An 18,673-nucleotide genomic window follows, 5' to 3' on the forward strand; every position below is an offset into this window, starting at 1 on the left:
CCGTAAAGCCAATAACGGCGCGGGTTTGCGCCCCCTCTAACTTACCTAACAAGAAATACATAACTTTTAGTAGAAGCGCGCCGTTTCGGTGGAAAACCACCCAGCGGCACGGCCAGGCCGGCTTTCCGGCAGGGAGGGCCGCGCCATGATCGTCGCGCTTCTCAATCAGAAAGGCGGCGTAGGCAAGACCACGCTCGCCACGCACATCGCCGGCGAGCTGGCGATGCGCGGCCAGCACGTCGTGCTGCTGGATGCCGACCCGCAGGGTTCCTCACTGGACTGGACGCAGCGCAGAAGCCAGCAAGGCTTGCCACGGCTGTTCAGCGCCGTGGGCCTCGCACGCGAAACGCTGCACCAAGAGGCACCAGAACTCGCCAGGCGAGCAGATCACGTCGTCATCGACGGCCCGCCGCGCATCGCCGCCTTGGCGCGCTCCGCGCTGCTGGCGGCCGAGCGCGTGCTGATCCCGGTGCAGCCGAGTCCCTACGACCTGTGGGCCAGCGCCGAGATGGTGGCGCTGATCCGCGAGGCGCAGGTGTTCCGGCCTGCGCTGCGCGCGGCCTTCATCATCAATCGGCGTGTCAGTACCACCGTGATCGGGCGCGAAGCGCGCCAGGCGCTTGCCGACCAGCCGCTTCCTGCGCTGCGCGCGGAAGTGCATCAGCGCGTCGTGTTCGCCGACAGCGTGGCCGCTGGTCGGCTTGCACGCGAGACGGCGCCGGACAGCGCGGCCGCGCGTGAAATCACCGCGCTGGTCGATGAACTGCTGCGGTGGCCGTCATGACAGCGAAGCCGCCACCACGCGCCAAGCGTGTCGGCATCGGCGCGCGTCCGCCCGCGAATCCACACGCCGAGGCGTGGATTCGCCAAGGTGATGCCGATGCGCTGGGCAAGGGCGACCTCTACACGGCTCGCCTCACTCTCGACATCACGCCCGCCATGCGGGCGCGCATCAAGGTGTCGGCCTTCACGCAAGGCGTGACCGTGGCCGACCTGCTGCGCGGCCTGCTGGAGCGCGAGTTTCCAGAGAGCCGCAGGGAGAGCACCCCATGAACATATCCGCTTCGCCGGCCGCTGGCGCGGCCACGGCTGCGCTCACAGCACCTACCGGCCAGCCAGCCAGCGCGCCGCTGACGCGCGTGGCGCTGGCCTACATCGACCAGCATTTCGACCTCTATCTGCGCTTCGGTGAGCCTGCGCGCATCGTCCGGCTCGACCGCTGGCGGCGCAGCGCCGTGTTCCTGCCGAACGCGGTTCTGTGCCGTGTCCGTTGGCAAGCCAACGACTACGGCACGATCCGCTGGCAGCTCATGGTGATGCAGGCTTGCACGCCGCTGGACGCGGCGCAGCGCATCCCCGGCGTGCGGCCGGGCGCGCGCCTGCTGCTGCACGCCGAAGGCGAGAACCAGGTGCGCGCCGTGCTGGAACGCATCGACGCCATCGAGGCGCTGGGCATCGCGCCCGTCGCCGTCTCGCCCGCGTACTGGCGCACGCTCGCCAACCGGCTCGCCGCGCGCCTGCCGCTGCCCGAATACACCGCCGAGCGGCACGCCGCCTGGCTGACCGGGAGGGCACAGCCATGACCACCGTTTCTACTGTCGCCGCCGCGCCGCGTCCTCGCTCGCCCCGCGCACGTTTGCGCGCTCGCCTCGTACTGGCGAGCCTGTCCGCCTGCAGCCTCGCTGCGCTGGCCTGGGCGTCCTTCGTGCAGCCGCTGCCGCGCCTGATCTACAACCCGTCAGATAGCGTGGCGGTTGGCTGGTATCGCGTCGATCCGTTCGACCCACGCGCCGCCTCGCTGCCACGTCCGCCGTCCGTAGACAGCATCGTGCTGGTGCCGCTGCCCGCCAGGGCCGCCGCGCTGGCTGCGCAGCGCGGCTACCTGCCGACGCGCGTTCAGCTGCTCAAACGTGTGGGCGCGGTCGCGCCGCAACACGTTTGCATCGTCGCCGGTCAGGTACGCATCGACGGCGTGCCGGTGGCCGCCGCGTTGCCTGCCGACCGGCTGGGCCGGCCGCTGCCGTCCTTGCAGCTTTGCCGACGCCTCGACCCGGGCGAGCTGCTCCTGTTGAGCGTGACGAATCCGGCATCGTTCGACAGCCGGTATTTCGGGCCGGTCAGCGCATCCGCCGTGATCGGCGTCGCGCATCCGGTCTGGCTGGAGGCTCGCCCATGATGGCCGCCGACTCGCTGTACGTTGCCGTGCATCTTGTCGTGCCATCGGGCATGCCGATCCAGTGGCTTTCCGCGTGTCGTCGCGCGTGCAGTGCGAGCGCATCCGCGCTGCACTTCGCGCTGCCTTCCCATGTGCAGGCGTCTTGCCTCGAACGCGCCCGGCCTGCGGCCGTGTCCGCGTTCGCCGGTGCGCTGGCTGCTTACGCAGCAGCGCCGCCGGGCCGCCGCTGCCCGGAGCGCCAGCGAGGGGCAAAGGCGGAAGGCAAGACAAAAGGACGCGGCACCGGGCCGCGTCGAAAGCCAGTCTGCACATGGGGGGCGCGCGGCACGGAGCGGCTTCGCCACCGTGCCGCTTGGGGCGCGAAGGTCGCGCCAATGCAGGCATGTCCGCGTGCTTCGCACGATAGGACACACCAGAGCTTGCAGGGAGCTCAGCCATGACCGACCGCCGCGACGACGATTTCCGCGTGCGTCCCAGCGCCCCGAAGAACCGGGGCAAGGGCCAGGGCCAGAGTTTCGTTTCCAAGGTGCTCAAGCAGGTCGGCAAGGCTAGCGGCGGCAAATCCTCGATGCGCCACTCCGCAAGCAATGGCAGCGGCGCACGGGCAGGCCAGCGGCCCGGCTCACGGCTTGGGCGCGGCCACACGGCGGCACGCTTCGCCGGGGCGAAGCTCACGCACATGTCGCGGCGCGTGACCATCAAGACTCTGCTAGTCAATCAACGCAACGCCAGCCCGCAGTCGCTGACGAAACACCTGCGTTACATCGAGCGCGACGGCGCTGGCCGCGATGGCGCGCCGGGCTGCGCCTATGGGCCGCAGACCGACGATGCCGACCTCGACGCCTTCAATGAGCGCAGCGCCGATGACCGGCACCATTTCCGCTTCATCGTCTCCCCGGAGGACGGTGCCGAGCTTCAAGAGCTGCGCACCTACACCCGGCATCTGGTGAACCGGATGGAAGCCGACCTCGGCACGCGGCTGGATTGGGTGGCGGTCGATCACTGGAATACCGACAACCCGCACACCCACCTGATCGTGCGCGGGCGCGACGACACCGGCAAAGACCTCATCATCGCGGGCGACTACATCGCCCACGGCTTCCGCCATCGCGCCGCCGAACTGGCGACGGAATGGCTCGGCCCGCGCACCGAATTGGAGATCCAGCAGACCTTGCAGCGCGAGGTGGAACAGGAGCGGTGGACGAGCCTCGATCGCACATTGCAACGCGAAGCCGGCGAGGCTGGCCGGGTGCAGATCGAACGCTTCAATGAACCCCGGTTGCAACGCCAACGCCTGCTGCTGATCGGCCGCCTGCAACGCTTGCAGCGCCTGGGCCTGGCCGACGAGACGCAGCCCGGCACCTGGGCCGTCCATGCCGATGCCGAGAAGACCTTGCGCGCCCTGGGCGAGCGTGGCGACATTATCCGAACGATGCAGCGGGCCATGAGCGGCCAGCCGCGCGAACTGGCGGTGTTCGAGGCGGGTGACGAAGGCCGTACCATCGTTGGCCGCATCGCTGCCAAGGGGCTGGCCGACGAACTGCGCGACCGCGGCTATCTGGTCATCGACGGGGTGGACGGCAAGGCTCACTACGTCGCGCTGAACGCCCGCGACGAGTTGGCGAACTATCCCGCTGGCGCGGTGGTGGAGGTACGCGGTTCCGCCGAGGTGCGGGCGGCCGACAAGAACATCGCCGCGCTGGCGAGCGATGGCCTGTATCGCGCCGATCATCACCTGGCGATCGAGCAGGGCCGGGGCAAGCCCGACCGAGACCCGCAGGAAGTCGTCGCGGCCCATGTCCGACGACTGGAAGCCCTGGGTCGGGCCGGCATCGTGGAGCGCGTGGCCGAAGGCTTATGGAAGGTTCCGGACGACCTGGCCGAGCGTGGCCGCCAGTACGACGCGCAACGGCTGGGCGGTGTGGCGGTGGAGTTGAAATCGCACCTTCCGATCGAGCGGCAGGCGCGGGTGATTGGCGCGACCTGGCTGGATCAGCAGTTGATCAGCGGCGGCAAGGGCCTGGGTGACCTGGGGTTTGGTGGCGAGGTCAAGAACACCCTGCAACAGCGCGCCGACTTTCTGGCCGAACAGGGGTTGGCCGAGCGGCGCGGGCAGCGTGTGATCCTCGCCCGGAACCTGCTGGGCACGCTGCGCAATCGGGAACTGGCGCAAGCCGCCAAGGACATTGCCGCCGACACCGGCCTGGAAAATCGACCTGTGGCAGACGGCCAGCGCGTCGCCGGCATCTACCGGCGCAGCGTCATGCTCGCCAGTGGGCATTACGCGATGCTTGATGACGGCATAGGCTTCTCGCTTGTGCCGTGGCGTCCGGTGATCGAACAGCGATTGGGGCAGCAGCTTTCCGCGACGATGCGCGGTAGTGGTGTGTCATGGGAGGTTGGCCGGAGATTAGGGCCTGGGATTTAAAGCCCACCATTCTCCGCTTGGGAATGGGCGGCTTCTGCTAGCAACCAATCCCGAAAGGTAGTCAGTTTGCGCAAGCTCGCACATTCCGGTCGATACACAACGTAGTACGCCAGTGCAGAAGCAAAGTTGATGTCTGGAAATAGTCTTACCAGACGTCCGCTTGCCAAGTCGTCACGAGCCATGACGCTGCGCGCCAGCGCTACGCCATGCCCCTCGATCGCCGCCTGCAGGACCGCAGCAGAGTTGTTGATCTGCATGCCCCGTTGGGTAATGGCATCCTTCACACCGGCTTTCTTCATCCAGGCTTCCCAACTTGGGAACGCTGTGTGTCGGTCCATGGACAAATCGTGGATCAGGGTTTCCTGGGCCAGGTCCGCAGGCTTTTGCAAGCGCCAATGCTCACGCAGCAGTTGGGGCGAGCACACCGGATAAACCTCTTCATCCATCAGCTTATCGGCGGTCAACCCCGGCCATTGGCCGGCGCCATATCGCACCCCGATATCAACCCGCTGAGCCACGAAATCCACTGGCTTGAGGTTGGTGTCCAGGCGCACATCCGTGTCGGCGCAGACGGCCTGGAAGCGGTCGATACGGGGCAATAGCCATTTTGCGGCGAAGGCTGGGCTGACGGCCACGGTCAGCACGCCGTTTGACGCACCCTCCTGAAGTCTCTCCATCCCCAGGGTGAGCCGATCAAACCCGGCGCGGATATCGGGCAGTGCCCGCTCGGCAGCCTCCGTGGGAAGGAGCCGCGCACGGCCACTGCTGCCCCGCACGAACAGGGGCGTCCCCAGCCAGTCTTCCAGCGTGCGTACGAGTTGGCCTACCGCTGCTGGCGTGACGTTGAGTTCGGCCGCCGCCGCAGAAAAGCTCTGGTGGCGGGCGCTGGCCTCGAAGGCGCGCAAGGCATTCAGGTGGACGGGTGACTTCATTTCGATAAAGTTTTTCTTTCAATAACTGACACTTTATATGGTTTGTCGGGCTTTGGGAACAGGAGAACAATAACGCTTATTCCAGAGAAGCCTTCATACGGAGGTGGAAGGTGCGGCAATGCTGCCACCTTCGGAATCAACAGTTTTTCTTCTATTCACCCCCCGCCGAGCGGCGGGCCAACAGAGAGGATTTCAAGATGAGCAATCAATTCAAGGGCAAGAAGCTGCTGGTCGTCGGCGGCACCAGCGGCATGGGCATGCAGATCGCACGCACCGTGCTGGCCGACGGCGGCAGCGTCGTCATCGTGGGCAACCGTCCGGAGAAGACCGAAGAAGCGCGCAAGGAGCTTGCTGCGCTGGGTCAAGTCTGGGCACTGACCTCAGACCTGACCAATGACGAGGCCGTGGCTTCGCTGATCAAGACCTTGGACGAGCAGCACGCGGACATCGACTTGCTGGTCAATGCCGCTGGCGTGTTCTTCCCCAAGCCGTTCCTGGAGCATTCGGGCGCGGACTACGACCAGTACATGCAACTGAACAAAGCCACCTTCTTCATCACGCAGAAGGTGGCCGCCAATCTGGTTGCCAAGAACCGCCCGGGCGCGATTGTGAACATCGGTTCGATGTGGGGCAAGCAGGCAATCGCGGCCACGCCGTCCTCGGCGTACTCCATGGCCAAGGCCGGCCTGCATTCTCTGACCCAGCATCTGGCCATGGAACTGGCCGGCAAGAACATCCGTGTCAACGCGGTGTCGCCTGCCGTGGTGCAGACCCCGATCTACGAAGGCTTCATTCCCAAGGCCGAAGTTCACAGCGCGTTGCAAGGGTTCAACAGCTTTCACCCGATCGGCCGCGTAGGCACGCCGCAGGATGTGGCGGAAGTGGTCGCCTTCCTGCTATCGGACAAGGCGGGCTGGGTCACCGGCGCCGTTTGGGATGTCGATGGCGGCGTGATGGCTGGCCGCAACTGATGTATCTCGTGCAGGCTCCGATGCCAGGAGCCTCTTACTAAAACCTCCGCTGGGCGTAGTCAACGCCCGGCGCCAACTTCCTTACAGAGAGAACCACCATGATGCAAGACTGGAATGCCTACCGCGACTCCCTACTGGAGCGCGTGGGCGACTACGCCAAACAAAGCCCGGACGTGATGCGCGGCCTGATGACGATCGACAACGCAGCCGTCAAGACCGGCCATCTGGAACCCAAGATGCACGAGTTGATCGCACTGGCGGTGGCCATCACCACCCGCTGCGACGGCTGCATCTCCGTGCACACCAAGAAGGCGGTAGAACACGGTGCCACCTTCGAAGAAATCACCGAAGCCCTGGGTGTTGCCATCGCGTTGAACGCGGGTGCTGCGCTGACCTACTCGGCACGTGTTGTCGAGGCCTACCAGCAACTGCCCGCCAAATAAGCCGTATTGACCGGGGATGGCTGCCATCGCCTGGACGAGCCATGCCGCTGTCCCCCGTTTGGATAAACATCATGCTGATCAATGCTGATTTCACCCGTCGCGCCATCGTGACATCCGGCAATTACCAATGGGTCGCATCTCCCCAAGGAGGCGTCGAGCGGGTGATGCTGGATCGCGTGGGCGCGGAGAAGGCCCGTGCCACCAGCATCGTGCGGTATGCACCCGAATCCTACTTTCCCGCGCACCCGCATCCGGGTGGCGAGGAAATCCTGGTGCTGTCAGGAACCTTCTCCGAAGGAGACCGACATTACCCGGCAGGCTGGTATCTGCGCAACCCGCCCGGCTCCAGCCATCAGCCCTACAGTGCCGAGGGCGCAGTCATTTTCGTCAAGCTCCAGCAGATGCCGGATAACGAGACGCGCAGCGTCCGCATTGACACGCGAGACTTGGCCAATTGGCGCCGCGAAGGTGCGCGTGAGGTGTGCCCGTTGTTCGCGACTGAGGGCGAGCAGGTCAGCTTGCAGCGCCTGGAGCCAGGCGAAAAGATTCTCGAAGCATCGCAGGACGGTGCGGAAATCCTGGTCGTATCAGGCACCGTGATGCTGGAGGGGACGCGCTACGAGGGAGGCAGTTGGCTGCGACTGCCGGCAGGTGAACCTGCTGTGCCTCGTGCTGGCGATCAAGGTGCCACTGTGTACCTCAAGACGGGCCATTTGTCCGATGTGGTGGTAGCAGCATGAGCCCGCATACCGCACGCATCGTCATCGTCGGCGCTGGCTTGAGCGGCCTGTACGCAGCCTATCTGCTGGCACGCCAAGGCGTGACCGATTACGTGGTGCTGGAAGCACGGGAGGCATCTGGTGGGCGTATCGCCTCTGCCGACGCCTCGGGACAGGTCGTTTCCCACGGAGCAGCGCAAGTAAGCCCCGTTGACCGTTTCGATCTTGGCCCCGCCTGGTTCTGGCCCGGCTACCAACGCGAACTCGGACGCCTGATCGAAGAATTGAGCCTGGAAATCTTCGAGCAGTTCGAGGCCGGTGACATGGTGGTCGAGCGTTCGCCGCAGGACGCTCCCGTGCGCATGCGTGGCTATGTGAACTCGCCGGCGTCCATGCGCCTTAAGGGTGGAATGGGCCGCCTTATCGAAGCGCTGCACCGCAGATTGAATCCAGGCCGTGTCCTGACCGGCCATACGGTGCAGAGCCTGCGCAAAAACGATCACCATGTTGTCGTCGAAAGCGTCGATGCCACGGGTCGTCCCGTGACGTGGCACGCCGAGCACGTCCTGCTGGCGCTGCCGCCTCGTCTGATCGAAAACACCATTGCCTTCGAGCCAGCGTTGCCGGAGGCACTCGCCAAGCAATGGCGCGACACGGCCACGTGGATGGCGCCGCACGCCAAGTACATCGCAATCTATGACAGCCCGTTCTGGCGAGAACAGGGGTTATCGGGAGAGGGCCGCAGTGCACGCGGGCCGATGGGTGAGATCCATGATGCCTCCATGCCCGGCGGCAGCGCAGCGCTGTTTGGTTTCCTGGGTGTGCCGGCGCGCGTGCGCAGCACCGTTTCTGACGAGGTGATGCGCACGCATTGCCGTGAGCAGTTCGTCCGAATGTTTGGACCCGACGCGGCGACGCCCAAGGCCGACATCATTAAGGACTGGGCACAAGACCCGCGCACCGCCACGGCAATGGATCGCGATGCGACGGGCCAGCATGCTCAGGCACCTGCGTCCAAAGCCACCTCAGGACCGTGGCAAGGGTGCCTCACGGGCATCGCCAGCGAGTGGTCGCCGCAGTTTCCGGGCTATCTCGCCGGCGCCATCGAAGCAGCAAGTCTGGGTGTGCAGGCACTGACGCCGGGGGTATCCCGTGCTGCATTGAACAAGGCGTTGACATGAGACTGCAAGGCAAGACGGCACTGATCACCGGTGCCACCAGCGGCATTGGTCTGGCGACTGCCGAACTGTTCCTGCGAGAAGGTGCGCAGGTCGCGATCACCGGGCGCGATGCCGCGCGGCTGGAACAGGCCCGCAAGAACCTGGGCGGTGCGGTCACGGCCATCCAGGCAGACGTTCGTGCGCGCGAGGACATGCAGCGCATGGCCCGCGAGGTTGCCGCTGCTTTTGGTGAGGGCGGTCTGGACGTGTTCTTTGGCAATGCCGGCGTGGCGTACGCCACACCGCTGCTGAGCACCGACGAGGCCCGGTTCGATGAACTGATGGCCGTCAACGTCAAGGGGCTGTTCTTCTCCATGCAGGCCATCGCGCCTGTGCTGCGTGATGGCGCATCCGTGGTGTTGAACTCGGCCTGGCTGAATGCCGTCGGCATGGGCGGATTCTCCGCTCTGGCCGCAAGCAAGTCGGCTGTTCGCTCGTTTGCGCGCTCGTGGTCGTGCGAACTGCTGGATCGCAAGATCCGCGTCAATGCCGTGAGCCCCGGTGCCATCGACACGCCGATCTTCGAGCTGGAAGGTGTTAGTGCCGAGCAGCTTGTCGAGACCAAACGGCTGATGTCGCTGCGCATTCCTGCGCGCCGCATGGGCGATCCGGAGGAAATCGCGCAGGCCGTGCTGTTCCTGGCCAGTGACGAGTCGCGCTACATGCTGGGTGCGGAGATCGTCGTGGATGGCGGTTTCTCGCAGCTTTGAACTATTAGACCAAGAGGCGGATGGAGCCTGCCAGTTGATGGATCCCATGGGGGTACTGGCGTGTCCGCTCAGTGTGGTCGTTGAGGCATTGAACCGCCTCGCATCCGCATTGGGCTGAAGCATTTTTCTATTCACCATTTTTAGGAGCGGCAGATATGCAAACGACATACCGTGCCATGCAAGTCACCCAGCCAGGCTTTCTGGAACTGGTGGAACGTCCCACGCCAACACCAGGCGCGGGTGAAGTGTTGATTGAAGTTGATGCCTGCGGCATCTGTGGCGCCGACGTGGGCGACATCGAAGGTGCCGATCCGACGTTGCAGCCGCCTCGTGTACCCGGTCACGAGGTAGTGGGCCGGATCACCGCGCTTGGAGCACATGTGCCTTCCATCTGGAAAATCGGCCAGCGTGTCGGTGTTGGCCGACTGGGTGGGCCTTGCGGGGAGTGCGCGCAATGTCGCCAGGGACATTTTCAACTATGCCAGAACCAGCCCTTCGTCGGCGCCACCTGCGACGGCGGCTACGCCGAGGTCATGCTTGCTCGGGCGTCCGGCCTGGTGTCGATTCCCGACGAACTCCATGCGGAAGAAGCTGCTCCGATTCTTTGTGCGGGGATCGCCACGTTCAATGCCTTGAAGAAGTGCGGGGCGCAGGCCGGCGATACCGTCGCCATTCTGGGCATTGGTGGGCTGGGCCACATGGCGTTGCAATATGCGCGTCGCATGGGTTTTCGCGTAGTGGCCGTAGGACGAGGCAGTGACATCGCCAACGATGCGCTCGATCTGGGCGCACACCTCTACATCGACACCAACGAAGAGGATGCGGCGGCCAAGCTCAAAGCCATGGGAGGCGCGCAGGCCATCATCACCACGATTGGCGCTCCTGCCGTGGTCTCCCCGCTGATGGCCGGGCTGGCGCCACAAGGCCGCCTAGTGCTACTTGGCGCAGGGAAAGATCCATTACCTGTGTCTGCGGGCCACCTAATTGTGGGAGAGCGCAGCGTACTGGGCTCAATCACCGGATCGCCCTGGGAGAACGAAAAAACGCTGGATTTCAGCGTGCTGGCGGGGGTACGCCCCAAGATCGAAGTGATGCCATTCGAGCAGGCCAATGAAGCCTATCAGCGCATGAAGTCAGGCAACGTCAAGTTCCGGATGGTGCTGACTGTTGGTGGCCAACGCAGCACCGAGATCGCATGAAGAATACGTCCCCCCATACTGATCCGCACCTGTCACCTAGCAGCAACTCCCATGACTTGCTGCCTGAAAGCGTGCAGAGAGGAAACATCTGGCGACTGTCGATTGCTCAAGCATTGGCGGGCGCGAATGGAGTCGTGGTCTACGCCACAGGCGCAGTGGTTGGCAACCAGCTTGCTCCGGCCCCTGCGCTCGCCACATTACCCATTTCCATCTTCGTTGTAGGTATGGCGGCGTGCATCTTTCCAGTCGGTGCACTGGCACGTCACCATGGGAGGCGCTCAGCATTCCTGGCTGGCACAGCGGCTGGCGTACTTGCAGGCGTGCTGGCGGTATTCGCTGTCATCCTGGGATCGTTCTGGTTGTTTTGCCTCAGCACTTTCCTGGGCGGGAGCTACGCTGCGGTGGTGCTGTCGTTTCGCTTTGCTGCTGCCGACGGCGTTGCACCGTCTCGCCGTGCGCGAGCCTTATCGCTCGTCATGGCCGGAGGAGTCGCTGCCGGCGTCGTCGGGCCGCAATTGGTGACCTGGACGATGGATTGGTGGCCACCACATCTTTTTGCTGCCACGTTTGTTGTGCAGGCCGCTGTCGCGGCGCTTTCGGCGTTGATCCTGCTTGGCGTGAAACTGCCGAAGCCAGATGCGGCAGAAGTCTCGGGTGGGCGGCCATTGACAATGATCGCATTGCAGCCCCGTTTCATCGCCGCGGTCATATGCGGCGCGGTCACTTACATGCTCATGAACTTCCTGATGACCGCAGCGCCGCTGGCAATGCATCTGTGCGGGCATTCTCAGGCGTCAGCCAACCTGGGTTTGCAATGGCACGTTATTGCCATGTATGCCCCCAGCTTCTTTACCGGTCATCTCATTGCGCGCTTTGGTGCGGTGCGTATAGCAGCGGTAGGCCTCGTGCTGACAGGGCTGTCGGCGGCTGTCGGGTTGGGCGGGATGGAAGAGGCCCATTTCCTTAGCTCTCTGATCTTGTTGGGGTTGGGGTGGAATTTCGGATTTCTCGGCGCGTCGGCACTGGTACTGGAGTGCCACCGCCCAGAAGAAAAAACACGAGTGCAATCGCTCAATGATTTCATCGTCTTCGGTGTGATGGCCATCGGCTCCTTTTCGTCCGGCGGCCTACTGTCCGCCTACGGCTGGAATATGGTGCTCTGGGTGTCTTTTGTGCCGCTTGTAATTGCAGTCGTTTCGCTAACGGTGGCAATGCACAAGCAAAGAAGAAATATTCGCGCTCTGCAATAACCTAAAAACAGGAAGGGGACAGATATGGAGACAAGGCAAACTAAGAGCGAAATGAACTCGGCAGGGGGAAGGATATCTTTGATCCCCATTGTCCTGCTAACTTGCTTTGCAATGGTGGCTTTCGCTGCTAACTCTCTACTAACTCGGCTGGCTTTCCAAACGACAGCCATCGACGCAACCTCTTTCACCGTGATAAGGATCGTTTCAGGTGCGATCACGCTGCTGGCAATCTTAATATTGCAGAGAGCGCCATTGAGGCTTGCCAGATCGGGATGGTGGCCAGCCATTCTACTGTTTACTTATGCAGCTTCATTCTCCTTTGCATATCGAGATATAAGTACCGGTGCCGGTGCGTTGGTATTGTTTGCATCAGCACAGTTATTGATGATCGGGTATGGATATTACAAGGGAGAACGAACCAGTATTTTTGGGGTGCTTCTAGCTTTGGTCGGTCTAGCAGCTTTTCTTACCCCCTCGGCCTCTGCGCCGTCACTCTCTGCTACGGCGTTGATGGCAGTGGCAGGTTTTGCTTGGGGAGGGTTTTCGCTGATCGGGCGGTCAGCGGACTCGCCTGTAGCTAGTACCGCGAGCAGTTTTCTGTGGGCAGTGCCGTTAGCCTTCGGGTTGATGTGGCTTCAACATGAGCACCTGAGCTTCGATACCAAAGGAGCCGTTTACGCCTTGCTGTCCGGCACCCTTGCATCGGCCATCGGGTACGCAGTCTGGTACTGGGTGCGTGTGCGTATGACGGCCATCAGCGCTGGCGCAGTACAACTTTCAGTACCCGTTCTGAGTGCCATCCTTGGTGTATTGATTCTGAGTGAAAACATCTCATGGATGAGTGGGATTTCGGCATCCATCACATTGATTGGCGTGGCTTGGGTCACGATGAAAGCGACGGCTGGGCAGCAGAGTAACGTCGTCACACAGGATTAAGAAACATCTTTTTTAGTTGATTTAACAAAGGCTTTAAAAATGGGATCAGCGGAGAGGAGAATATGGAACTTCGGCATTTGCGCTGCTTCCTTGCTGTAGCGGAGGAACTTAATTTCGCCCGAGCGGCAGAGCGCTTACATATCGAGCAGTCGCCACTGTCTCGGACGATAAAAGAGCTGGAAGAGGAACTGGGCGAGCAACTATTTGTTCGCACTAGCCGAAGCACGAGACTGACGCGTGCAGGAAAACTATTCATGGATCATGTGCCACGCGTCTTTACTGCATTGCAGCAAGCGCGCGACAGTGTAAAGGCGGCGGCCAACGGTTTTCATGGTCAATTGCGCGTTTCGCTATCCGATGGTTTGACTCCATCTCGCCTTCCATCGCTGCTGGCGCTATGTCGGCAAGAAGAGCCAGAAATCGAGATTCGCCTGTTTGAGGTGCCGCTGTCGCATCAAATCAAGGGGCTTCACGATGATTTGTACGACTTAGGCTTTGCGCAATCGAATGACGTGGGCGAAGGAATCACTGCTGAAGCAGTGTGGAGCGATGCACTGATGGTGGCGGTACCCGCGAGGCATCCGTTACTGAAGTACAAGCGCATCCCATTAGAAGAGTTACTGCGTTACCCGGTGGTGTTGTGTGACCCTCAAGTCTGCGAAGGCCATGCCCGCCAAGTTGAGCGAGCATTGCGTCGAGCAAATATTGAGCCACTGATCGCTGAGTACGTGGCCTCCATTGATTTAATGATGGCACTGGTATCAGCAGGGTTTGCAATAGGGTTGGCAGGAGCTCCTCACGTTGCCGCAAGTCGAGAACCTGGTGTAGTTGCGCGGCCATTGGCAGGTCGCCCTCTTTTGTTGAAGACTTATTTGCTGCACCGGGAAGGTGACTCGTCAGATGTCGTGGCGCGTTTTATCGAGCGAGTGCAAGCCATCGAATCCCCCGAAGGCAGCAGAGCCTCACCACCCGTTGAACCCGACTCACAGGAGGAAACCGAGCCATGACCATGAAGCTGCTTGCCCCGTTCTTGCTGGTTGCTGCACTCACGGCCTGCGGTCCTTCGGAGTCGCCCAAGCAGGAATCTAATCTCCCGACCGTGGAAGAACTGGCCGCCGATCCCGAACGTTTGAAGGAGATGCGCCGCCAGTGCAAGACCGAGCGCCCCACGATGGGCGACGTGCTGTGCAACCGCGTGGCCGAAGCGACGAACAAGCGCTTCTTTGGCGATGGGAAAGTGCCTTACACGCCATCGGAAACGTCGCCGAAGTTCTGACCGTTGGCGGATTTCCGCATATCCTGTTTTTGTTTCTCAACACGCCGCAGCGCGCTCACGCCTGCGGCGTTTTTACTGGTTTCGTCCCTGCATGAAACCATGCTTTTTGCATCACCTTGCTGCCGATAACGGTCTTTGACTGGCACTGAACCGGCACCGATCCTGACGCCTGCGGCACGCCTTTGTGCCGCGTTTTCCACGGGGAATCAGCGCAGGAGAAATCGGAGGCCAGGGTATGCAAGCTCAGGGCGTGTTGTTCGGTCAGATCGCCGCCGTGTTCGGCATCGTGATCGCCGGCGTGTGGGGTGCCACGCAATGGACAGCCGCCGCATTGGGCTACCAGCTACGCCTGGGCTCGCCCTGGTTCGACTTCCACGGCACGCCGGTCTATTACCCGTGGAAACTGTTCGAGTGGTGGTTCTTCTTCGACGCCTACGCGCCGCAGGTGTTCGACACCGGCGGCATGATCGCGGCAAGCAGTGGCCTGTTGGCCGTGGCGGTCGCCATCGCCATGTCGGTGTGGCGCTCGCGCCAGGCGCGCAAGGTGACGACCTATGGCTCGGCTCGCTGGGCCGATGCCGCCGACATTCGCAAGGCTGGGCTGACGCAGCCTGCTGGTGTCTTTCTCGGCCAACATGACGGCCACTACCTGCGGCACGAAGGGCCGGAACACGTCCTGACCTTTGCGCCGACGCGCTCAGGCAAGGGTGTGGGCCTGGTGGTGCCGACATTGTTGAGTTGGCCCGCGTCCGCTGTCATCCACGACATCAAGGGCGAGAACTGGCAGATCACCGCTGGCTGGCGTTCGCGCTTCTCGCACTGCCTGCTGTTCAACCCCACTGATGCCAGTTCAGCGGCCTACAACCCGCTGCTGGAAGTGCGGCGCGGCGCGCATGAGGTGCGCGACGTGCAGAACATCGCCGACATCCTGGTCGATCCAGAAGGCGCGCTGGAGAAGCGCAACCATTGGGAGAAGACCAGTCACGCGCTGCTGGTCGGCGCGATCCTGCATGTGCTCTACGCGGGCGAAGACAAGACGCTACGGGGCGTTGCCAACTTCCTCAGCGACCCGGCCAGCCCGTTCGAGCTGACCTTGCATCGGATGATGACGACCAAGCACCTGGGTGATGCCCAGCATCCCGTCGTTGCATCCGCTGCCCGCGAAGTGCTCAACAAGTCGGACAACGAGCGCTCGGGCGTGCTCTCCACCGCCATGTCGTTCCTCGGCCTGTACCGAGATCCCACGGTGGCCGCAGTCACGTCGCGCTGCGACTGGCGCATCGCTGACCTGATCGCAGCAGAGCATCCGGTATCGCTGTATCTGGTAGTGCCGCCTTCCGACATCTCGCGCACCAAGCCGCTGATCCGGCTGATCCTCAACCAGATCGGGCGACGGCTCACCGAATCGCTGGATGGCAGTGACGGCATCCAACGCCGCCACAAGCTGTTGTTGATGCTGGACGAGTTCCCGGCGCTGGGGCGGCTGGACTTCTTCGAGACGGCGCTGGCCTTCATGGCGGGCTATGGCATCCGCAGCTTCCTGATCGCCCAGTCGCTCAACCAGATCGACAAGGCGTATGGGCAGAACCATTCGATTCTGGACAACTGCCATGTGCGCGTGACCTTCGCCACCAACGACGAACGCACGGCCAAACGCATTTCCGAAACATTGGGCACGGCCACTGAGTTGCGCGCCCAGCGCAACTACGCAGGCCACCGGCTTGCACCGTGGCTCGGCCATCTGATGGTGTCGCGCCAAGAAACCGCACGTCCGCTGCTGACGCCAGGCGAAGTAATGCAGTTGCCGACTGATGAAGCGGTGGTGATGGTGTCCAGCGTCGCGCCGATCAAGGCGAAGAAGCTGCGCTACTTCGCCGACGCCAATTTCAAGCAACGGGTGTTGCCGCCGCCTGCGGTGACGGTTGGCCGCTATGCCGATGTGCCGCCTGCACGACCTGACGACTGGAGCGGCCTGGCCATACCTGTGGTTCCTGCGGCACCGGCTACGGCGTCCGCCGATGACCTGGAGGCCTTGGGTTCGACCGACGACGGCGGCCCACGCCGCCAGCCCGAACTGTCCGAAGCCATTGCCTATGCCCCCGAGATGGATACCCCGACCAGTGACCTGTCGCTGCTCGATGACGACGACATGCCCCCGGTGCTTCCCGGCCAGCTCGACCCCGCCATGCAGCGCACGGCGCGGCTGGCATCCCTCGACCCTAACGACGGAATCGACCTATGAGCCAATACCGATTGAACCTGTTCATCCAGCACGAGCACGCCAAGCGTCTGGACGAACTGGCCGCCAAGAAAGGCGTATCCAAGTCCAGCATCGTCGCCGCTGCCTTGGCGTCCTGGCTGTCGCTCGATGCCGGCGACCAGCGCGAGGCCGCCATTGCCAAGCGTCTGGATCGCCTGTCGCGGCAAGCCGAGCGTCTGGAGCGTGACCAGAACATCCAGATCGAAACGCTGGCGCTGTTTATCCGCTACTACCTGACCGTCAGCACGCCGGTGCCCGAAGCCCATCAGGATGCAGCTCGCGCCCAGGGCAAGGCGCGCTTCGAGCAGTTCGTCGAACAGTTGGGCCGCCACCTGCTGCGTGGCCGCAGCCTGGTGCGGGACGTGGTGGAAGAACTGCATCCAGACCCCATGCGGATGGACGACGCGGCGGTGCTGACCGAAGCCCATGAACGTGCTGCGGAGCGTGCCTCATGAGCGCCGTTCAGCAGATGCCGCCCGAACCGCGTTCGTCGGCCGCGACTTCGCTGGATCGCCGCATCCAGATGCTGCGCACGGCGATGGGGCCGGTGATCGCCGCAGCGCTGGAAGACCCGGACGTGGTGGAAGTGATGCTTAACCCCGACCGGACGCTGTGGGTGGATCGGCTGTCGTCTGGCCGTGCGCCGCTGGGCATCGAACTGCCCGAAGCCGATGGCGAACGCATCATCCGTCTGGTCGCCGCTCACGTTGGTGCGGAGGTACATCGCGGCCAACCGCTCTTGACCGCCGAACTGCCGGAGACCGGCGAGCGCTTCGAGGGCATCCTGCCGCCCGCCGCACCCGGCCCGGCCTTTGCGCTGCGCAAGCGGGCCGTGAGCATCATCGGTCTAGATCGCTATGTGGCCGATGGCATCCTGACCGCTGGGCAGGCCGAGTTTCTGCGTCATGCCGTGCGCGAGCGGCACAACATCCTGATCGCCGGAGGCACCAGCACCGGCAAGACCACGCTGGCCAATGCCTTGCTGGCCGAGATCGCCGCCACCGGCGACCGCGTGCTGGTGCTCGAAGACACCATCGAACTGCAATGCGCGGCCCGTGACCATGTGCCATTGCGCACCCGCGCAGGCGTGGTGTCGATGCAGGAACTGGTGCGCGCAACGATGCGGCTGCGCCCGGATCGCGTGATCGTCGGCGAAGTGCGCGGCGGCGAAGCGCTGGATCTGGTGAAGGTCTGGGGCACCGGCCACCCCGGTGGCATCGCCACCATCCATGCCGGCTCCGCGTTGGGCGCGCTGCTGCGCCTGGAGCAACTGATCCTCGAAGTGGCGGTGAATCCGCCCCGCGCCCTGATCGCCGAGGCGGTCAACGTCGTCATCCACATCGCAGGCCGTGGCCGCAAGCGCCACGTCGAAACCATTTCCCGTGTCGTCGGTTTCGACGGCGCGGGCTACCGCCTGGCGGATGCGCTGGAAACGTCGTTTCCCGAGCTGCCGCCTGTTCCTTCCCAGTCCCTCGACCAATCCTCTGGAGAACTGCCATGACGCACGTTGATGCTTTCCATCTTTCTGTAAATCCGCTTTCTCGCCTGTCCAGCCTGGCACGGCTGCGCAGCCTGGCCCGCCCTGCGGGGCAAGGGCTGCTGCTGGCCGCGCTGTTGTTGTTCCTGGCCGGAACCGCACAGGCCGCCGGTTCCTCGATGCCGTGGGAAGGCCCGCTGCAATCCATCCTCGAATCCATCCAGGGGCCGGTGGCCCGTATCGTCGCGGTCATCATCATTATTGCGACGGGCTTGGCGCTGGCCTTCGGCGATACCAGTGGCGGCTTTCGCAAGCTGATCCAGATCGTCTTCGGGTTGAGCATTGCCTTTGCGGCTTCGAGCTTCTTCCTGTCGTTCTTCAGTTTCTCCGGCGGGGCCGTCGTATGAGCACGGCCACCGATCTTCCGGGCTTTGAAGTGCCGCTGCATCGCTCGCTGACCGAGCCGATCCTGCTGGGCGGTGCGCCGCGCACCGTGGCGATTGCCAACGGCACGCTGGCCGCCGCCGTCGGGCTGGGCCTGCAACTGTGGATTCCCGGCGTGGTGCTGTGGATTGTCGGCCATTCGCTGGCGGTGTGGGGTGCGCGCGTCGATCCGCAGTTCATGCAGGTCTTCGCCCGGCACATCAAGCACAAGCCGCTGCTGGACGCATAGGGA

General features: G+C 63.2%; 21 protein-coding genes. 20 read left to right on the top strand and 1 reads right to left on the bottom strand.

All coding sequences use genetic code 11. The annotated features are described in order from the left end of the window. Positions 1 to 145: 145 nt before the first annotated feature. The 5 genes from parA (at position 146) to DBO86_RS05615 (ending at position 4,604) form a co-directional block, all read left to right on the top strand. A complete protein-coding gene (gene parA, locus DBO86_RS05590; protein ID WP_014703536.1) occupies positions 146 to 784 on the top strand; it encodes a ParA family partition ATPase in 639 nt (212 codons plus the stop codon). Beyond that, complete coding sequence (locus DBO86_RS05595) at positions 781 to 1,053, top strand: hypothetical protein (RefSeq protein WP_014703537.1); 273 nt, start codon at positions 781 to 783, stop codon at positions 1,051 to 1,053. The genes parA and DBO86_RS05595 overlap by 4 nt, the downstream gene beginning before the upstream one ends. Beyond that, complete coding sequence (locus tag DBO86_RS05600; protein ID WP_014703538.1) at positions 1,050 to 1,583, top strand: DUF2840 domain-containing protein; 534 nt, start codon at positions 1,050 to 1,052, stop codon at positions 1,581 to 1,583. The genes DBO86_RS05595 and DBO86_RS05600 overlap by 4 nt, the downstream gene beginning before the upstream one ends. Further along, on the top strand, positions 1,580 to 2,176 hold the full coding sequence (locus tag DBO86_RS05605) for a S26 family signal peptidase (protein ID WP_014703539.1): 597 nt from the start codon (positions 1,580 to 1,582) through the stop codon (positions 2,174 to 2,176). Before DBO86_RS05600 ends, DBO86_RS05605 begins: the two co-directional genes overlap by 4 nt. A gap of 436 nt (positions 2,177 to 2,612) precedes the next feature. Then, complete coding sequence (locus DBO86_RS05615) at positions 2,613 to 4,604, top strand: relaxase/mobilization nuclease and DUF3363 domain-containing protein (protein WP_020203123.1); 1,992 nt, start codon at positions 2,613 to 2,615, stop codon at positions 4,602 to 4,604. Here the strand turns inward: DBO86_RS05615 and gcvA are convergent. Further along, on the bottom strand, positions 4,601 to 5,536 hold the full coding sequence (gene gcvA, locus DBO86_RS05620) for a transcriptional regulator GcvA (protein ID WP_020203122.1): 936 nt from the start codon (positions 5,534 to 5,536) through the stop codon (positions 4,601 to 4,603). The genes DBO86_RS05615 and gcvA overlap by 4 nt on opposite strands. Positions 5,537 to 5,733: 197 nt before the next feature. Between gcvA and DBO86_RS05625 the strand changes: the two genes are divergently transcribed. The 15 genes from DBO86_RS05625 to DBO86_RS05695 all read left to right on the top strand — a co-directional run bounded on the left by DBO86_RS05625 (position 5,734) and on the right by DBO86_RS05695 (position 18,670). Then, the gene (locus DBO86_RS05625; RefSeq protein ID WP_020203121.1) at positions 5,734 to 6,507 is read left to right on the top strand and encodes an SDR family NAD(P)-dependent oxidoreductase; all 774 of its coding nucleotides are present in this window, start codon (positions 5,734 to 5,736) and stop codon (positions 6,505 to 6,507) included. A gap of 101 nt (positions 6,508 to 6,608) precedes the next feature. Next, complete coding sequence (locus DBO86_RS05630; protein ID WP_200866190.1) at positions 6,609 to 6,950, top strand: carboxymuconolactone decarboxylase family protein; 342 nt, start codon at positions 6,609 to 6,611, stop codon at positions 6,948 to 6,950. 71 nt (positions 6,951 to 7,021) lie between these two features. Beyond that, a complete protein-coding gene (locus DBO86_RS05635; protein ID WP_029043634.1) occupies positions 7,022 to 7,690 on the top strand; it encodes a cupin domain-containing protein in 669 nt (222 codons plus the stop codon). Next, the gene (locus tag DBO86_RS05640) at positions 7,687 to 8,850 is read left to right on the top strand and encodes a flavin monoamine oxidase family protein (protein ID WP_108233172.1); all 1,164 of its coding nucleotides are present in this window, start codon (positions 7,687 to 7,689) and stop codon (positions 8,848 to 8,850) included. Before DBO86_RS05635 ends, DBO86_RS05640 begins: the two co-directional genes overlap by 4 nt. Then, positions 8,847 to 9,599 (top strand): SDR family oxidoreductase, encoded by a 753-nt coding sequence (locus DBO86_RS05645; RefSeq protein ID WP_020203117.1) that lies wholly within the window; start codon positions 8,847 to 8,849, stop codon positions 9,597 to 9,599. Before DBO86_RS05640 ends, DBO86_RS05645 begins: the two co-directional genes overlap by 4 nt. A gap of 155 nt (positions 9,600 to 9,754) precedes the next feature. Continuing rightward, positions 9,755 to 10,798, top strand: a complete 1,044-nt coding sequence (locus tag DBO86_RS05650) for an alcohol dehydrogenase (RefSeq protein ID WP_029043633.1) — start codon at positions 9,755 to 9,757, stop codon at positions 10,796 to 10,798. After that, positions 10,795 to 12,048, top strand: a complete 1,254-nt coding sequence (locus tag DBO86_RS05655) for an MFS transporter (RefSeq protein ID WP_052165877.1) — start codon at positions 10,795 to 10,797, stop codon at positions 12,046 to 12,048. Before DBO86_RS05650 ends, DBO86_RS05655 begins: the two co-directional genes overlap by 4 nt. Positions 12,049 to 12,072: 24 nt before the next feature. Next, complete coding sequence (locus DBO86_RS05660) at positions 12,073 to 12,984, top strand: DMT family transporter (protein ID WP_208630369.1); 912 nt, start codon at positions 12,073 to 12,075, stop codon at positions 12,982 to 12,984. A gap of 62 nt (positions 12,985 to 13,046) precedes the next feature. Beyond that, positions 13,047 to 13,991 carry a LysR family transcriptional regulator gene (locus DBO86_RS05665; RefSeq protein ID WP_108233173.1) on the top strand — a complete coding sequence of 315 codons (945 nt, stop codon included), beginning with the start codon at positions 13,047 to 13,049 and terminating at the stop codon, positions 13,989 to 13,991. A 2-nt stretch (positions 13,992 to 13,993) separates the two neighbouring features. Beyond that, positions 13,994 to 14,260 (top strand): EexN family lipoprotein, encoded by a 267-nt coding sequence (locus DBO86_RS05670; RefSeq protein WP_029043631.1) that lies wholly within the window; start codon positions 13,994 to 13,996, stop codon positions 14,258 to 14,260. Between the two features lie 235 nt (positions 14,261 to 14,495). Continuing rightward, positions 14,496 to 16,502 (top strand): conjugal transfer protein TraG, encoded by a 2,007-nt coding sequence (locus DBO86_RS05675; RefSeq protein ID WP_020203112.1) that lies wholly within the window; start codon positions 14,496 to 14,498, stop codon positions 16,500 to 16,502. After that, on the top strand, positions 16,499 to 16,975 hold the full coding sequence (locus DBO86_RS05680; RefSeq protein WP_029043630.1) for a ribbon-helix-helix protein, CopG family: 477 nt from the start codon (positions 16,499 to 16,501) through the stop codon (positions 16,973 to 16,975). Before DBO86_RS05675 ends, DBO86_RS05680 begins: the two co-directional genes overlap by 4 nt. Further along, positions 16,972 to 18,021, top strand: coding sequence for a P-type conjugative transfer ATPase TrbB (trbB, locus tag DBO86_RS05685; RefSeq protein WP_020203110.1), 1,050 nt, complete (start codon positions 16,972 to 16,974; stop codon positions 18,019 to 18,021). The genes DBO86_RS05680 and trbB overlap by 4 nt, the downstream gene beginning before the upstream one ends. Further along, positions 18,018 to 18,404, top strand: coding sequence for a TrbC/VirB2 family type IV secretion system protein (locus DBO86_RS05690; RefSeq protein WP_020203109.1), 387 nt, complete (start codon positions 18,018 to 18,020; stop codon positions 18,402 to 18,404). The genes trbB and DBO86_RS05690 overlap by 4 nt, the downstream gene beginning before the upstream one ends. Continuing rightward, a complete protein-coding gene (locus DBO86_RS05695) occupies positions 18,401 to 18,670 on the top strand; it encodes a VirB3 family type IV secretion system protein (RefSeq protein ID WP_010280369.1) in 270 nt (89 codons plus the stop codon). Before DBO86_RS05690 ends, DBO86_RS05695 begins: the two co-directional genes overlap by 4 nt. Positions 18,671 to 18,673 lie beyond the last annotated feature (3 nt).

The organism is Ectopseudomonas oleovorans (genome assembly GCF_003052605.1).
GTDB lineage: Bacteria > Pseudomonadota > Gammaproteobacteria > Pseudomonadales > Pseudomonadaceae > Aquipseudomonas > Aquipseudomonas oleovorans_A.

Coding starts and splice junctions, on each gene's coding strand:
- parA (WP_014703536.1), top strand. CDS start 146: ATGATCGTCGCGCTTCTCAATCAGAAAGGCGGCGTAGGCAAGACCACG.
- DBO86_RS05595 (WP_014703537.1), top strand. CDS start 781: ATGACAGCGAAGCCGCCACCACGCGCCAAGCGTGTCGGCATCGGCGCG.
- DBO86_RS05600 (WP_014703538.1), top strand. CDS start 1,050: ATGAACATATCCGCTTCGCCGGCCGCTGGCGCGGCCACGGCTGCGCTC.
- DBO86_RS05605 (WP_014703539.1), top strand. CDS start 1,580: ATGACCACCGTTTCTACTGTCGCCGCCGCGCCGCGTCCTCGCTCGCCC.
- DBO86_RS05615 (WP_020203123.1), top strand. CDS start 2,613: ATGACCGACCGCCGCGACGACGATTTCCGCGTGCGTCCCAGCGCCCCG.
- gcvA (WP_020203122.1), bottom strand. CDS start 5,536: ATGAAGTCACCCGTCCACCTGAATGCCTTGCGCGCCTTCGAGGCCAGC.
- DBO86_RS05625 (WP_020203121.1), top strand. CDS start 5,734: ATGAGCAATCAATTCAAGGGCAAGAAGCTGCTGGTCGTCGGCGGCACC.
- DBO86_RS05630 (WP_200866190.1), top strand. CDS start 6,609: ATGCAAGACTGGAATGCCTACCGCGACTCCCTACTGGAGCGCGTGGGC.
- DBO86_RS05635 (WP_029043634.1), top strand. CDS start 7,022: ATGCTGATCAATGCTGATTTCACCCGTCGCGCCATCGTGACATCCGGC.
- DBO86_RS05640 (WP_108233172.1), top strand. CDS start 7,687: ATGAGCCCGCATACCGCACGCATCGTCATCGTCGGCGCTGGCTTGAGC.
- DBO86_RS05645 (WP_020203117.1), top strand. CDS start 8,847: ATGAGACTGCAAGGCAAGACGGCACTGATCACCGGTGCCACCAGCGGC.
- DBO86_RS05650 (WP_029043633.1), top strand. CDS start 9,755: ATGCAAACGACATACCGTGCCATGCAAGTCACCCAGCCAGGCTTTCTG.
- DBO86_RS05655 (WP_052165877.1), top strand. CDS start 10,795: ATGAAGAATACGTCCCCCCATACTGATCCGCACCTGTCACCTAGCAGC.
- DBO86_RS05660 (WP_208630369.1), top strand. CDS start 12,073: ATGGAGACAAGGCAAACTAAGAGCGAAATGAACTCGGCAGGGGGAAGG.
- DBO86_RS05665 (WP_108233173.1), top strand. CDS start 13,047: ATGGAACTTCGGCATTTGCGCTGCTTCCTTGCTGTAGCGGAGGAACTT.
- DBO86_RS05670 (WP_029043631.1), top strand. CDS start 13,994: ATGAAGCTGCTTGCCCCGTTCTTGCTGGTTGCTGCACTCACGGCCTGC.
- DBO86_RS05675 (WP_020203112.1), top strand. CDS start 14,496: ATGCAAGCTCAGGGCGTGTTGTTCGGTCAGATCGCCGCCGTGTTCGGC.
- DBO86_RS05680 (WP_029043630.1), top strand. CDS start 16,499: ATGAGCCAATACCGATTGAACCTGTTCATCCAGCACGAGCACGCCAAG.
- trbB (WP_020203110.1), top strand. CDS start 16,972: ATGAGCGCCGTTCAGCAGATGCCGCCCGAACCGCGTTCGTCGGCCGCG.
- DBO86_RS05690 (WP_020203109.1), top strand. CDS start 18,018: ATGACGCACGTTGATGCTTTCCATCTTTCTGTAAATCCGCTTTCTCGC.
- DBO86_RS05695 (WP_010280369.1), top strand. CDS start 18,401: ATGAGCACGGCCACCGATCTTCCGGGCTTTGAAGTGCCGCTGCATCGC.